Annotated in this window: 14 protein-coding genes; 5 read left to right on the forward strand and 9 right to left on the reverse strand. The window is 64.7% G+C overall.

The window, feature by feature from the left end; genetic code table 11:
- Positions 1–20 precede the first annotated feature (20 nt).
- From NKI15_RS17050 to NKI15_RS17070, 5 genes are read right to left on the reverse strand one after another with little or no spacing between them, the layout of a single operon-like run.
- A complete protein-coding gene (locus NKI15_RS17050; RefSeq protein WP_023704753.1) occupies positions 21–449 on the reverse strand; it encodes a hypothetical protein in 429 nt (142 codons plus the stop codon).
- Positions 446–1501 (reverse strand): aldo/keto reductase, encoded by a 1056-nt coding sequence (locus NKI15_RS17055; RefSeq protein WP_352625487.1) that lies wholly within the window; start codon positions 1499–1501, stop codon positions 446–448. The genes NKI15_RS17050 and NKI15_RS17055 overlap by 4 nt, the downstream gene beginning before the upstream one ends.
- Positions 1498–1851 carry a TIGR04076 family protein gene (locus NKI15_RS17060; protein WP_023682686.1) on the reverse strand — a complete coding sequence of 118 codons (354 nt, stop codon included), beginning with the start codon at positions 1849–1851 and terminating at the stop codon, positions 1498–1500. The genes NKI15_RS17055 and NKI15_RS17060 overlap by 4 nt, the downstream gene beginning before the upstream one ends.
- Entirely contained in the window at positions 1852–2340 is a 489-nt protein-coding gene (locus tag NKI15_RS17065; protein ID WP_023667857.1) for a DUF3830 family protein, read from the reverse strand.
- A 1-nt stretch (position 2341) separates the two neighbouring features.
- Positions 2342–3064, reverse strand: a complete 723-nt coding sequence (locus NKI15_RS17070) for a GntR family transcriptional regulator (protein WP_023682687.1) — start codon at positions 3062–3064, stop codon at positions 2342–2344.
- 124 nt (positions 3065–3188) lie between these two features.
- Between NKI15_RS17070 and NKI15_RS17075 the strand changes: the two genes are divergently transcribed.
- The 5 genes from NKI15_RS17075 to NKI15_RS17095 are packed head-to-tail and all read left to right on the forward strand — an operon-like array spanning position 3189 to position 7912.
- A complete protein-coding gene (locus NKI15_RS17075) occupies positions 3189–3989 on the forward strand; it encodes an ABC transporter ATP-binding protein (RefSeq protein WP_023682688.1) in 801 nt (266 codons plus the stop codon).
- Entirely contained in the window at positions 3986–4735 is a 750-nt protein-coding gene (locus NKI15_RS17080) for a branched-chain amino acid ABC transporter ATP-binding protein (protein ID WP_352886413.1), read from the forward strand. Before NKI15_RS17075 ends, NKI15_RS17080 begins: the two co-directional genes overlap by 4 nt.
- On the forward strand, positions 4732–5640 hold the full coding sequence (locus NKI15_RS17085; RefSeq protein WP_352886421.1) for a branched-chain amino acid ABC transporter permease: 909 nt from the start codon (positions 4732–4734) through the stop codon (positions 5638–5640). The genes NKI15_RS17080 and NKI15_RS17085 overlap by 4 nt, the downstream gene beginning before the upstream one ends.
- Entirely contained in the window at positions 5637–6620 is a 984-nt protein-coding gene (locus NKI15_RS17090; protein ID WP_352886446.1) for a branched-chain amino acid ABC transporter permease, read from the forward strand. The genes NKI15_RS17085 and NKI15_RS17090 overlap by 4 nt, the downstream gene beginning before the upstream one ends.
- The gene (locus NKI15_RS17095; protein ID WP_352886424.1) at positions 6617–7912 is read left to right on the forward strand and encodes an NAD(P)/FAD-dependent oxidoreductase; all 1296 of its coding nucleotides are present in this window, start codon (positions 6617–6619) and stop codon (positions 7910–7912) included. Before NKI15_RS17090 ends, NKI15_RS17095 begins: the two co-directional genes overlap by 4 nt.
- Before the next feature lie 125 nt (positions 7913–8037).
- Here the strand turns inward: NKI15_RS17095 and NKI15_RS17100 are convergent, their stop codons facing one another.
- Genes NKI15_RS17100 through NKI15_RS17115 form a run of 4 tightly spaced genes read right to left on the reverse strand, consistent with a single transcriptional unit; the run spans position 8038 to position 14466 of the window.
- The gene (locus tag NKI15_RS17100) at positions 8038–10875 is read right to left on the reverse strand and encodes a nitrate reductase (RefSeq protein ID WP_352886426.1); all 2838 of its coding nucleotides are present in this window, start codon (positions 10873–10875) and stop codon (positions 8038–8040) included.
- Positions 10876–10878: 3 nt separating this feature from the next.
- Positions 10879–11208: a nitrite reductase small subunit NirD gene (nirD, locus tag NKI15_RS17105; RefSeq protein WP_023686954.1), complete on the reverse strand. Its 330-nt coding sequence runs from the start codon at positions 11206–11208 to the stop codon at positions 10879–10881.
- 5 nt (positions 11209–11213) lie between these two features.
- A complete protein-coding gene (nirB, locus tag NKI15_RS17110) occupies positions 11214–13664 on the reverse strand; it encodes a nitrite reductase large subunit NirB (protein WP_352886430.1) in 2451 nt (816 codons plus the stop codon).
- A gap of 4 nt (positions 13665–13668) precedes the next feature.
- Positions 13669–14466: an ABC transporter ATP-binding protein gene (locus tag NKI15_RS17115; protein ID WP_023682696.1), complete on the reverse strand. Its 798-nt coding sequence runs from the start codon at positions 14464–14466 to the stop codon at positions 13669–13671.
- Positions 14467–14473: the final 7 nt, after the last annotated feature.

The raw sequence follows: 14473 nt of genomic DNA on the forward strand, positions 1-14473 counted from the left end.
CTTGTTTGAACTTTGCCTGTTCAGCCTTCCGGCGCCTGCAGCCAGGTCTCATGCAGATGCCGCCATTCGACGCCGTTTGGTGCCGATGAACTGGTGGTGAAGACCGCACTGGACTGCCGGCGGCTATGCTTGCCGGCGCGCAGTTGCGCCTCGACGTAGAAGACGACGATCGTGTCCGCGTCCTGCCAACCCGGCCTGATGTCCTCGATCGATATGGCAAAACCGTCGTCGCAAGTGGCGCGGCTTGTCCGGACATGATCTACGACCGCGTCGCGATCGAGGATCTGGCCATTCGGCGCGACCATGGTGAGGCCTTCGCCCATGACGGCATCGAAGCGGCCGAACTCCACAGCGTCGGCTCGCGCGGCGACAAACCAGTCGACGAAGAAGCGATGCAGGTCGATGATTTCAGCGCTGGCACGCGAAAAAAGGGAAGGCTCTCCGCTCATTTCTTCCCCGCATTGAGGTTGTAATGCATGATCGAGCCGTGGCGGCCATGACGGTCGCGCTCCAGCGCGTAGACATCGCCCGCGAGGCCGGTGCCTTGTGCGATGGCGGCAGCAATCCGCGCGCGATCGTCGGCGTCGAGCGCGACGTCCATGATTTTCGTATTGGCCAGCGCATGTGCCTGGTTGCGCGCACCCACAATGACGGCCGCGACCTGCGGCTGCTCGAGCACCCATGCCGAGGCGATGGTGGCGATGTCGACGCCGTGGCGATCGCCGACCGCTTTCAGCGCCTTGAGCAGAGACTGGAACAGCTCCCAGCCGCCGAAGTCGTCGATGATCAGCTTGTATTTGACCAGCGAGCGGTTTTCGAGCGGCGTGGAGGGCTCGGCCACGCCAAGCCATTTGTCGCTGAGGAAGCCGCCCGCCACCGAGCCGTAGCAGAGGAAGCGGACACCGTTCTTAGCGGCAAGGCCCGCAAGGCTGTTTGCCGGCCGCTGGTCGAGCACTGAATATTGCAGTTGCTGGCTGACCAGCGGGATGCCCGCGGAGAGGATTTCGGCTAGCCTCGGCGTATCGAAATTGGTGGTGCCGAGATTGCGCACCTTGCCTTCCAGCCGAAGCTCGTCGAGCCAACCCATCGCCTCGACGTAACGAGGCTGGTCATAATCCCACCAGTGAAACTGCACAAGATCGATCCGCTCCGTCTTCAGCCTGCGAAGCGACTGATTGACGATGCCCCTGATGTAGTCGCGGCTGATGCTTGCCAGTCGTTCGAGGTCCGGCACCAGCTTGGTGTGCACCTTCATCCTGGCCGCAACATCGAGACCGCGCTCGCCGGCCAGCCGCAGGCGCGCGGCGCCGATCAGTTCCTCGACGCCGGTGTAGATGTCGGCGCAATCATAGGTCCAGATGCCGGCATCGAAGGTGGCGATGAGGTCGGTCACGGCCTGCCTGCGGTCGATAGCGCCATGGCCGCCGGCCAGCTGCCAGCCGCCGCGGATGACGCGCGAGATCGTATAGCCGGGGCTGAGTTCGACGGTCCTGGCGCTCATCTTTTGTCGGTCTCCTTCGGCAGCGGCACAGCCGTGGTTTGGGCATGGCTGAACCGCCGCTTGGCCAGCCTGACGATCCGCAGCCGGCTGGCGCAATTGGGATCGGGACAGGCGATCTCGGCATCCGAGGTCATCCAGTCATTTGCATGCGTCGGGCGCTGCTTTGCCGCCAGGAGCGGCAACACGGCGGAGATCGAGTAAATCGAAAAACCCTGCCCCGCCGGCAGCGACAGCATTTCGCCCTTGAGTTCGAAATAGTCGCCGGCCCTGGCGCCGCAATAGACCGGCTTGCCCTCGGGGATGACCGCTTCGACGCGCAGATCGAAGAGTTCGAAACTGTCGTCGGCCATTCAGGCCTCCACCAGGCTGAAGGTGATGTCACAGGCGCCGTTGCGGCGGATGACGCCGCAGGCGGCGGCAAACTGATCGCGCTCTCCGGCAAGCACTTGCGCGACCACGCTGCCGGCCAGCCAGCCGATCGGGAACAGCAGCCGCGCCCCCTGCCCGTAGTACAGGCCGATATCGAAGATGGCATTGGGATTGCCGCCCCACACGCGTGGCGGCACATAGGACAGCACGATATCGCCGGGCTGCGGCGTCAGCGTTGCATTCTCCGGTGGCAAAGACTGGGCATAGGCCTGGCCGTGGAGATCGGCTGACGGAACCGGGCACGAGATTTCCGGTCCTGTCCACATCGCATGGATGCCTGGGATGATGCGTGGCTGCGCCAGATAAGCCAGCAGGAAGGCGGCATTCTCCGGCGCCTTTTCGGGCAATAGCAGCGCCGTCACGGAAAGCTTCGAGCGTGGTTCTGTGATGCCGATGGCGGGCTTGGGCATGTCAGTCCTTCGCCGATTGAAGTTTGTCGCGCAGGAAGGCGAAGGGGCGGCTGATGTCGGCTACCAGCGCCTCGCGCGCCGCTAGCGCATCCTGTTTGGCAAGTGCCGCGACAATGCCGCGGTGATAGTGCGCGGTATCGACCTCGCCGGCCTCGGAGAAGGCATAGATGGCGACGCGGATGCAGGGTCCCGATTGAAGCCAGAGGCTTTCGATCATCGGGATCAGCACAGCCGAGCCGCAGCAGCGGTAGATCTCAAAATGGAAGCTCTGGTTGAGCGTCGCTTCGCGGTCGATATCCTTCTTGTGCTTCAGGGCCCGCATCTCGTCCCACTCGCCCAGCATGGCTTCGATCGAAGCGATCTGGCGCGGGCTCATACGCGTGGCGGCAAGCGCGATCGCTTCGCCTTCGATGAGTGAGCGGGCGCGCAGGAGGTCGTCGATGCGCTCCAGCGTGATCGGCGGCACGCGCACCGAGCGGTTGGGCAGCGCCTCCAGCGCCTTTTCCGTGATCAGCCGTCCAAGCGCTTCGCGTACCGGCATGGTCGAGGTGACCAGCGCATCGGCGAGACCGCGGATAGTCAGCACCTGGTTTGGCTCGAAAAGGCCACCGATCAGAGCACGGCGCAACTCGGAATAGACGCGATCCTGCACCGTCTCGCGGCCGACCGGCGTAAGCTGGGCTGCGATCGTCCCGTTGTTCTTGTCGATGGCAGCCTTCTGCATTACCGGCATTTGCCCCGTTTTCGGCTTGCGAATGAAATTAAAGCCGAATAGCGTGATCAACGCAAGTGTGATCACAAATCAAAAATCAGGAGGCGACAACGATCGTCTTCGGCCAGAGGGTTTGATGAGCGATGCAGCGGAGCGCCAACGGCAGGAGACCCGTGCGCCAGTTCTGACGGCACGAAACGTCGTCAGGCGTTTTGGCGGCCTTGTCGCCGTCAACGATGTCTCGTTTGATGTCAAAGCGGGCGAAATCCTCGGCCTGATCGGGCCGAATGGCGCCGGCAAGACGACGATGTTCGATCTGTTGGCGGGCAGCATATTGCCAACCAGCGGCGATATCCTGCTCAATGGCACGCGCGTCTCCGGCGAAGCCGCTCATCTGCGTATCGGCCGTGGTCTTGGCCGCACCTTCCAGATCCCGCGCCCCCTGCCCAATCTGACGCTGATCGAAAACATCATGCTGGCGGCGCAGGGCCAAGCCGGCGAAAAATTGCTCGCCAACTTCGTCACGCCGTGGCGAGTGGCGGCACAGGAAAGAGCAGCCAGGGCAAAGGCACTCGAGCTGCTGGAGCTCGTCTCGCTCGCTCGGCTGGCGCACGAACCGGCGCGCGTGCTTTCCGGGGGCCAACGCAAGCTGCTCGAACTCGCCCGCGTCATGATGGCCGATCCGGCGATCATCCTGCTCGACGAGCCGGCGGCCGGCGTCAACGCAACGCTGCTCGAGATCATCATCGACCGCATCCGCGACATCAACGCGCGCGGCATCACCTTTCTGCTGATCGAGCACAATATCGACATGGTGACGCGGCTCTGCCACCGCGTGCTGGTCATGGCGAGCGGCCAGTTGCTCAGCGAAGGCACTGCGGAAGAGGTCGCCCGCGACCCGCGCGTCATCGAGGCCTATCTCGGAGGTGCGGCATGAATGAGACGGTCCTCGACGTGCGCGATCTCGAAGCGGGCTACGAGCCTGGCGTGCCGATCGTGCGCGGCGCCTCGATCACCGTCGGCAAGGGGGAGATCGTCGTCGTGCTCGGCCCCAACGGCGCCGGCAAGTCGAGCTTCATCAAGGCGATCGCCGGCCTTGTCCCGATCACCGGCGGCGCGGTGTTCCTGGACGGCAAGGACATAACCGCCGCGCCGGCCCACACCATGGTCCGGCTCGGCCTCGCCTTCGTACCGCAGACGGAGAACATCTTTCCGCTGATGTCGGTCGAGGACAATCTGAAAGTCGCCTGCGGCATCCTCGAGCGACGCGAAATCCCTGCCCGCATCGAGGAAATGTATGCGGCCTTCCCCGACCTCGTCCGCCAGCGCCGCACCGCCGCCGGCAATCTGTCGGGCGGACAACGGCAGATGCTTGCCGTCGCACGCGCCCTAATCGTCCATCCCAAGGTGCTGGTGCTCGACGAGCCGTCGGCCGGCCTGTCGCCGAAATTCGTATCGACGGTGTTCGAGATGCTGGCCGGCATCCGCAAGTCCGGCGTCACCATCCTGCTGGTCGAACAGAACGCCAAGGCAGCGCTTGCCATCGGCGACCGCGCCTATGTGCTGGTCGACGGCAAGGACCGGCACGAGGGCGTTGCTTCCGAACTGTGGAACGATCCTGTCGTCGCCGAACTCTATCTCGGCCAACGCCCGTCCCCCGTCGGCAAGGGAGGCGCGGCATGAGCCTGCAATTTGTCGTCGATGGGCTGCTGACCGGCTCGATGATCGGCCTTGGCGCCATCGGCGTGACGCTGACCTACTCGATCCTGCGCTTCTCGAACTTCGCCCATGGCGACTTCATGGCCTGGGGCACCTATGCGACGCTCGCCGTCGTCAGCGCCATCGGCGCGATGTTCGGCAAGGTGGCCCCCATTGGACCGCTGTCTTTCGGCTGGCCGCTGCTGGTTGCGCTGGTTGTCGGCATGACTTTCACCGCCCTGCTGGCGCTGTTGCTCGACAAGGTGCTGTTTTCGCGGCTGCGCTCGCAGGGGCAAGCCATCATCGTGGTGATGGCGAGCTTCGGCGCCTCGATGGCGCTGCGCAGCCTGCTCGAATTCACCTTCAGCTCACGCCCGACCTATTTCAGCCGGGCGATCCAGATCGCCATGCCGGTCGGCTTCGGCATCCGCATCACGCCCGATCAGATCGCGCTGCTGCTGCTGACCGCAGTGCTGGTGCTCGGCGTGCATCTGTTGATGACACGCACGCAGACCGGCCGCTCCATGCAGGCGCTGAGCCAAAATGCGGCCCTGGCCCTCATCGTCGGCATCGATGTTGCCTCCGTGGTGCGCGTCACCTGGATCATCGGCGGGGCGCTGGCCTGCGTGGCCGGCGTGATGATCGGCATTCTCGTGCAGATCCGCCCGTTCATGGGCTTCGACATGCTGCTACCGATGTTCGCAGCCGCCATCCTGGGCGGCATCGGCAGCATACCGGGCGCCGTGCTCGGCGGCCTGATCATTGGCCTTGCCGAAGCCGGTGCGGTGCAGCTGATCGGCGCCGAATGGCGCGCCGCAATCTCCTTCATCATCCTGATGGCGGTGCTGTTCGTGCGGCCGATCGGCCTGTTTGGTGTGAGGGAACGCTGATGGACCTGCTCGGCTACGGCGCCTTCTTCCTGACCACCGCACTGATCTTTTCGCTGGTCACACTGGGGCTCAATCTGCAGTGGGGGCTGACTGGCCTTTTCAATGTCGGCCTTGCCGGATTCGTCGCCATCGGCGCCTATACATCGGCGCTGCTCACGACCCCGGACGATGCCGCGCGCTTCGGCGGCTTCGGTCTGCCGATCCTGGCCGGCTGGGCGGGCGCCATGATCGTCGGCGGTATCGCCGCAGCAATTACCGGCATGGCCACGCTGCGTCTGCGATCAGACTACCTGGCGATCACCACCTTCGGCGTCGCCGTCGTCGTGCAGCTGGTCGCGCTCAACGCGCAAAAACTCACGGGCGGCCCGTTCGGCATCGGTTTCATCCCGCGCCCGTTCGGCGGCCTTGCCGAAACGCCGCTGTTGTTCAACCTGTCGAACCTCGCCGTCGTTTCGGCTGTGACGCTGATCGCCTATCTCGCTCTGGAGCACCTGTCGCGCAGCCCCTGGGGCCGCGTGCTCAAGGCGCTGCGCGAGGACGAGCGAGCGGCGATTTCGCTGGGCAAGAGCGCGCGCTTCTACCGCGTCCAGGCCTTTGCTGTCGGCGGCGCCATCATGGCGCTGGCCGGCGCTTTGCAGGCGCATTTCACCGGCTTCATCGCGCCCGATAACTATCTGCCGATCCTGACCTTCCAGGTCTGGGTGATGCTGATCGTCGGCGGCTCGGGCAGCAATGCCGGCGCCATTGCCGGCAGCATCATGGTCTGGGCGATATGGGCGGGGTCGGGCACGCTGACCAGCGTGCTGTTTGCGCCCGAGCAGCAAGCACGCGCGGCCTCGCTGCAGATCGTCGCCATCGGCGTCATGCTGTGCGTCATCCTGCTGATCCGGCCGAACGGATTGTTCGGCGATCGGCCGCGCCGGCCGAAGCCCGGCAAACAGAAAAAGGCGGCGGCCAGGGAGAACGAGGCCGGACCATGAATGCCATGATCCGGCAAGACGTGCATGGCGTTTCACTCTGGCATGCCGTCAGCCGCAACCGCTGCGACCGGGGCACGCTGCAAGGCGGGCTCGACGTCGATCTCGCAATCGTTGGCGGCGGCTTTTCCGGCCTGTCGACGGCATTGCATGCCGCCGAGAAGGGGCTTTCGGTCGCGATCCTCGAAGCCGAATTCCTTGCTTGGGGTGCGACCGGCCGGAATGCCGGCTTCGTCGTTCCGAACTTCGCCAAGCGGGATCCAAACGACATCATCGCCGAACTCGGACCCGAGCGCGGCGGGCGCCTGGTTGACTTCGCCGCCGGCAGCGCTGATCTCGTCTTCGGCCTGATCAAGCGGCACGGCATCGAATGCGACGCTGTGCAGAATGGTTGGATCCAGCCGGCGCATTCGTCCGCCGCGCTGGAAAAGACGCGATCGCGCGCCGAGCAATGGGCGGCGCGGGGCAGGCCGACCGTTGCGCTCGATGCCATGGCGGTCACGGAGCTCACCGGCATCGACGGCTATGCCGGCGGCTGGATGGACAGATCTGGCGGCGTCCTCAATCCGGTCGAGTATGCGCGCGGCCTGGCCGACGCCGCAGAAAAGGCTGGCGCACGCATCTTCGAGCAGACGCGTGTCACTTCCATCGACCGCACTCCGGATGGCTGGGCCTTGAAGACCGCGTCCAGCACTACGCGAGCGGGCAAGGTCTTGGTCGCCACCAACGCCTATGGTGGAGCGCTGAACCCGACACTGGCGCGGACCTACATCCCGCTGAAAGTCTTCCAGATCGCCACCGCGCCGCTGTCGCGGGCCATACGCGCGCGCCTGCTGCCCGGCGGCCAGGGCGTTGGCGACACCAGGCGCAACCTGTTCACGTGCCGCTTCGATGGCCAGAACCGGCTGATCAGCGGCGGCATGCATGTCGTCGGAGCCGGCGCTGAGACGCGCATGCCGCAAACGATTTGGCGACGGCTCGCCAGGCATCTCGATTTGCCTGACCTGCCGCCGCTTGCCTACAGCTGGACAGGCGTGGCGGCGGTGGTGCCGGATTTCCTGCCGCGTCTCATCGACCTCGGCCCGGGCCTGATCGCCGGCTTCGCCTGCAACGGTCGCGGCATCGCCATGACCACGGCAATGGGCAAGATGTTGGCGGACTGGGCGAGCGGAACGGACGCAAGGGATTTGCCGCTCCCTTTCGCCGCACCATCGCCGATCCCGCTGCACAGCCTCGTGCGCTATGCACCGAATATGCTGCTCCCCTGGAGCATCCTGCGCGACCGGCTGGATTAGACAGCCAAGCCAGGTGATCCCCCTTGCCGGCGCGCTCATGGCGGCCCGAAAAGGACCGCCACCGCAATCGATGACCATGGTGGCCCAAGAGGATATCGTCAGATCCCCTCCCCAGCCAGCCGCATCTACTCCGCAGCCTGAACCCGATTGGCCCGGATGACCGCCCGGATCTCGGACCGGCAGGAGCCGCAATTGGTGCCGGCCTTCAGGGCGCCGCCTATGGCTTCGACTGTCGTGCACCCGGCCGCCACTGCCGCCACGATCTGGTTGACCCCGACGTTGAAACAGGAGCAGACGGTCGCGCCCGCATCGGGCCGATCGGCGCCGGCGCGACCGGCCACGATCCTGAAGCGTTCGCGCTGGCTGGTGTGAACCTCCTGGAGTTGCTGTGCCGCCCAACCCCGCGAAACCGCCACCGGTCCCGACGCGATAAACAAAGCCCCGGCGAGGTGCTGGTCGTCAAAGGCAGCAACACGATGCTGGCCGGTATCGCGGTCGTGATAGGCGAGCATGTCGGCTACGCGAACATCGAAAAGCGAACCAGCAAAACCAGCCCAGTCGATGTCGTCGTCGGCAAAGGCAAGCTCCACTCGCCAGCCGCCCTTGCATTTGGCCACGGCCCAGTAATCTGCTGCGACCGGCACCGGCTTGTGGCGCACCACAGCGAAGCCGAAGGCTCTCGCGGCGAATTTCTCGATACGGGCGCCGACATGTTTCAGCGCAGGCTGACCGGAAACCGGATCGGTCAGAGGCGCGGTCAGCGCATCGAGCCGGCCCTTTGCCGAAAACTGGTCAGTCCAGTGCATCGGCGCAAACACGCTCCCCTGGCGCTGGCGTGCCGTCACCAGCGCGCGCACCAGCACATCGCCGCGCGGGCTGGAGACGCGCACGATGTCGGCGTCGCCAATGCCGTGATGCGTGGCGTCCGCCGGGTGGATCTCGACGAAGGGCTCGGCCATGTGCTGGGAGAGACGTGGGCTTTTGCCGGTGCGGGTCATTGTGTGCCAATGGTCGCGAACGCGGCCGGTGTTGAGGATCAGCGGATAGTCCGGGCTGGTGCGTGTCTCGACGATGGGACGAATGGCGATGAAGCGGGCCTTGCGGTCGGGATTGTAGAAATTGCCGTTGGCGAAGAAGCGGGTGTTGGAAGGGTCAAGTCCCGCTTGAACACCCCCCTCTGTCCTGCCGGACATCTCCCCCGCAAGGGGGGAGATTGGCAGCTTTGACGCCGGCATATCTTCTGCATCGTTGGTAATTGGCGAAGGCCGAGGCGACGGCTGATCTCCCCCCTTGCGGGGGAGATGGCCGGCAGGCCAGAGGGGGATGGCTGGGCTCGGCGCCGGCCATTGGAAAGGCTCAAGCGCTGCATAGGCCTCCTTATCAACACCAGCATAACCACCAATATCGAAATCCCGTGCGCCGTCATTCTCGAACCCCGACAGCGCGGCGTGTTCGGCGAAGATTTCCGCTGGCGACGAATAGGAAAACGCCTCGTCAAACCCCATCCGCTTGCCCACCTCGGCGACGATCAACCAATCCGGCCGCGCCTCACCGGGCACAGCAAGAAAGCTGCGCTGGCGCGAGATGCGGCGCTCTGAATTGGTCACGGTGCCGTCCTTCTCGCCCCATGCGGCGGCGGGCAGCCGCACATGGGCGTGGCGCATGGTGTCCGTGCTCGCCAGCACATCCGAGACCACGACGAACGGGCAAGCCTTGATCGCCGCCTCGACGGCATCGGCATCCGGCATCGAGTCGACCGGGTTGGTGGCCATGATCCACAATGCCTTGATGCGGCCGGCGGCGATCGCCTGAAACATCTCGACCGCCTTCAGACCGGGCTTTGGGGCGACGGCCGGCGCATTCCAGAAACGCTGCACGCGGTCGCGGTGCTCGGGGTTTTCGATCTCCATATGGGCGGCCAGCATATTGGCCATGCCGCCGACCTCGCGGCCGCCCATGGCGTTGGGCTGGCCGGTCACTGAAAACGGTCCTGCCCCAGGTTTGCCGATGCGGCCGGTGGCGAGATGGCAGTTGATGATGGCGTTGACCTTGTCAGTGCCCGAAGACGACTGGTTCACGCCTTGGCTGTAGACCGTCACTGTCTTTGCGGTGGTGGCAAACAGGCTATAGAAGCGGGCAAGCTCCTCTTCGCTCAAGCCGGTGGCGGCGGCAACGCCGGCAAGATCGAGTTTCGAGGCAGCGAAGAGCGCTTGCCCGAAGCCGGTCGTGTGGGCGGTGATGTAAGCGCGGTCGAGTGCGTTGTGCTGGCCGAGCCAGGCGAGCAGACCAGTGAACAAAGCAACGTCGCCATCCGGCGCGATCGCCAGGTGAATGTCGGCGATATCAGCGGTCATGGTGCGGCGCGGGTCGACCAGCACGACCTTCATCTCCGGTCGTTTTTCCCGGGCCGCCGCGATGCGCTGGAAGAGCACGGGATGGCACCAGGCGAGATTGGAGCCGACCAGCACGATCAGGTCGGCGAGCTCGAGATCCTCGTAGGTGCCGGGCACGGTGTCGGAGCCGAAGGCGCGGCGGTGGCCGGCAACCGAGGAGGCCATGCATAGCCGCGAATTGGTGTCGATGTTGGCCGAGCCGATGAAGCCCTTCATCAGCTTGTTGGCGACATAGTAGTCTTCGGTCAGCAACTGGCCGGAGACATAGAAGGCGACGGAGTCAGGACCGTGCTCGGCGATGGTTTGCGAAAAGGTCGAAGCGACGCGGTCGAGCGCCTCGTCCCAGCCGGCACGGCGACCGTGGATTTCGGGGTAGAGCAGCCTGCCGTCGAGGTCGATGGTTTCGGCCAGGGCCGAGCCCTTGGAGCAGAGCCGGCCGAAGTTCGCTGGATGGTCGGGGTCGCCGCGGACGCTGACTTCACCGTCCGCGGCGACTTTCGCCAGCACGCCGCAACCCACCCCGCAATAGGGGCAGGTGGTCCTCACCTCGCGCGCTTCGCCCAGTTCCATGCTTCAGGCCGCGCGGCTGGCCAGCGCTTTCAGCGCAATGAACAGGAGCTCGCCCTCGATCCGCACAGGAATGGTGCGCACGGCGCCCTCGTCGGCGCCGAGCGCCTTGCCCGTCTCCAGCGAGATGACCCAATTGTGCAAGGGACAGGTGACGGCGGTGCCGTGGACGATGCCTTGGCTCAGCGGCCCACCTCTGTGCGGGCAATGATCGTCGATGGCGTAGACCTGATCGTCCTGCGTGCGGAAGACGGCGATCTTACCCTCGGGTGTGTCGACGCAGCGCGCGCCACGCCGCGGGATGTCGGAGAGTGAGCCGATCGATATCCAGTCCATTTTGATCACTCCGCCGCCTGCGCAAACCCGACAGAAGCCATTGGCCGGAACTCGTGCTTGTCCTTGCCGGAGACGCGTTCCGACCACGGGTCGACCTGGGCGAATTTCTGGCTGAAGACGAAGCGCTCGTAATAGGCCTTGCGCTTTGCACCGTCGTCCATGATCTGGCGCTTGATCTCGGGGATGCCGATGCGCTTGGCCCATTTGTAGATGCGCTCGAGATAGCGGCCCTGCTCGCGATACATCTGCGTCAGCGCCACGATATGCTCCAGCGCCTCGTCCTCGGTCTTGACCAGGCCAAGCACTTCGGTGCCCTTGATGTCGAGGCCGGCGGCGCCGGCGAAATGGATCTCGTAGCCACTGTCGACACAGATCACGCCGACATCCTTGCAGGTCGCCTCGGCGCAGTTGCGCGGACAGCCCGACACCGCCATCTTAACCTTGGCCGGGGTCCACGAGCCCCACATGAATTTCTCGATGCGAATGCCGAGGCCGGTCGAATCCTGCGTGCCGAAGCGGCACCAGTCGGAGCCGACACAGGTCTTCACCGTGCGCAGGCCCTTGGCGTAAGCATGGCCTGAGACGAAGCCGGCCTGGCCGAGATCGGCCCACACCGCCGGCAGATCCTCCTTGCGGATGCCCAGCATGTCGATGCGCTGGCCGCCGGTGACCTTGACCATCGGTATCTCGAACTTGTCGACGACGTCGGCGATGGCGCGCAGTTCGGCGGCGTTGGTGACGCCGCCCCACATGCGCGGCACCACCGAATAGGTGCCGTCCTTCTGGATGTTGGCGTGGACGCGTTCGTTGATGAAGCGCGACTGATAGTCGTCGGCGTAATCGTTCGGCCAGTCGCAGACGAGGTAGTAGTTGAGCGCCGGCCGACATTTTGCGCAGCCGCAGGAGGTCGTCCATTCCAGCTCCTGCATGACGGCGGGAATGGTCTTCAGGCTCTTGGCGATGATCAGCCGGCGCACCTCGTCATGGCCGAGCGTGGTGCAGCCGCACATCGGTTGCACGGCGGCCGGGTTGTATTTGTCGCCGATGGTCAGCACCATCAGCTTCTCGACCAGCCCGGTGCACGAACCGCAGGAAGCCGATGCCTTGGTGTGGGCGCGCACGTCGTCGAGCGAAGCCAGGCCCTTGGCCGTGATCGCGCCGGTGATCTTTCCCTTGCAAACGCCGTTGCAGCCGCAGATTTCCGCATCATCCGGCAAGGCTGCAACGGCCGCCATAGGGTCCAGCGGGGCACCCCCCTGGTAGGACTGGCCGAAGATGAGCGTGTCGCGCATCTCCGATATGTCGGTCTGCTTCTTCTTGAGATCGTTGAACCAGGCCCCATCCGCCGTCTCGCCATAAAGCACGGTGCCGATGATGCGGTCGTCCTTGAGCACAAGGCGCTTGTAGACGCCGGCGGCGGCATCGCGCAGCACGATCTCCTGGCGGTCCTCGCCTTCGGCGAAGTCGCCAAGCGAGAACAGGTCGATGCCGGTGACCTTGAGCTTGGTCGGCGTGTCCATGTGGACGAAGGCCGCTGCCTCGTTGCCGGCCAACTGGTTCGCGGCAACGCGCGCCATCTCGTAGAGCGGCGCGACCAGCCCGTAGACCTGGCCGTTGACCTCGGCGCATTCGCCGAGCGCGTAGATGTCGGGGTCGTTGCTGCGCATGCCGGCATCGACGACGATACCACGATTGACGACTATGCCGGCCTCCCTGGCCAGCGCCGCATTCGGCCGGATGCCGACCGCCATCACCACCAGCGTTGCCGGGATAATAGTGCCGTCGGCAAGCTCCACCTGCCCGACCTTGCCGTTGCCGGTGATCGCCTGGGTGTTGGCCTTGGTGATGACCTTGATGCCGCGCTGTTCCACCGCGCGCTGCAGGAGATAGCCGGCGGCGGGGTCGAGCTGACGCTCCATCAATGTCGGCATGACATGCAGCACGGTGACGTCCATGCCTTGGGCATTCAAACCTGCTGCCGCCTCCAGCCCGAGCAGGCCGCCGCCGATGACCACGGCCTTGGCGCGCGACTGGGCGGCAAGCATCATGGCCTGAACATCGTCGAGGTCGCGATAGGTCAGCACGCCCGGCAGATCGTGACCGGGCACCGGAATGATGAAAGGCACCGATCCGGTGGCGATGACGAGCTTGTCGTAAGGCTCGGTGACGCCGTGGTCGGAGGTGACGGTCTTGGCCGCCCGGTCGATGGCGACGATCTTGTGACCCTTGTAGAGGGTGATGTTGTTGGCGATGTACCAGCCGTCGCCGTGGATGATGATTTCCTCATAGGCCTTTTCGCCGGAGAGAACCGGCGACAGCATGATGCGGTCGTAGTTCACCCGCGGCTCGGCGTTGAAGATGGTCACGGTGTAGCGGCCCGGCGCCTGTTCGAGCAGATGCTCCAGCATGCGCCCGGGGGCCATGCCGTTGCCGATGATGACGAGTTTTTCGGTCATGGCGTTACTCCGCGGCTTCGACGAAGCGGTGACGTTCATAGAGGAACTTCAGCACCGCTTCGCGGCAGCGCAAAAAGGTGCGGTCGGAAGAGAGTTCGACGCGGCGACGCGGCCGCGCCAGCGGCACCGCAAGCACCTCACCGATGGTCGCCGCTGGACCGTTGGTCATCATGACGATGCGGTCGGACAACAGCACCGCCTCGTCGACATCGTGGGTGATCATGATCGTCGTCGAGCCGAGCCGGGAATGGATGTCCATAACCGCATCCTGCAGATGGGCGCGCGTCAGCGCGTCGAGTGCCCCGAACGGCTCGTCGAGCAACAGGATCTTCGGCTCCATGGCAAGCGCCCGGGCAATGCCGACGCGCTGCTTCATGCCACCCGATATTTCGGCCGGCCGCTTGTCCTTGGCATGGGCCATCTGCACGAGATCAAGATTGCGCATGATCCAGTCATGCCGTTCGGTCCTGCTCTTGGAACGACCAAAGACTTTCGACACCGCCAGGCTGATGTTTTCGTAGACGGTGAGCCATGGCAGCAGGCTGTGGTTCTGGAACACCACGGCGCGCTCGGGTCCGGGGCTGTCGACCTCCTTGTTTTCAAGCAGCACGGCGCCGGCGGAAACCTTGGTCAGCCCGGCGATCAGATTGAGCAAGGTCGACTTGCCACAGCCGGAATGGCCGATGATGGAGACGAATTCGCCCTTGTCGATGGTCAGCCTGATGTCCTTGAGCACCTCGCTGACCTGACCGCCGCGGGCAAAGGATTTGTCGATATGGTCGAGCTTCAGATAGGCCGTCATCGCCCTC

Origin of the sequence: Mesorhizobium sp. M0862, from assembly GCF_040319795.1 — a bacterium.
Classification (GTDB): Bacteria; Pseudomonadota; Alphaproteobacteria; order Rhizobiales; family Rhizobiaceae; genus Mesorhizobium.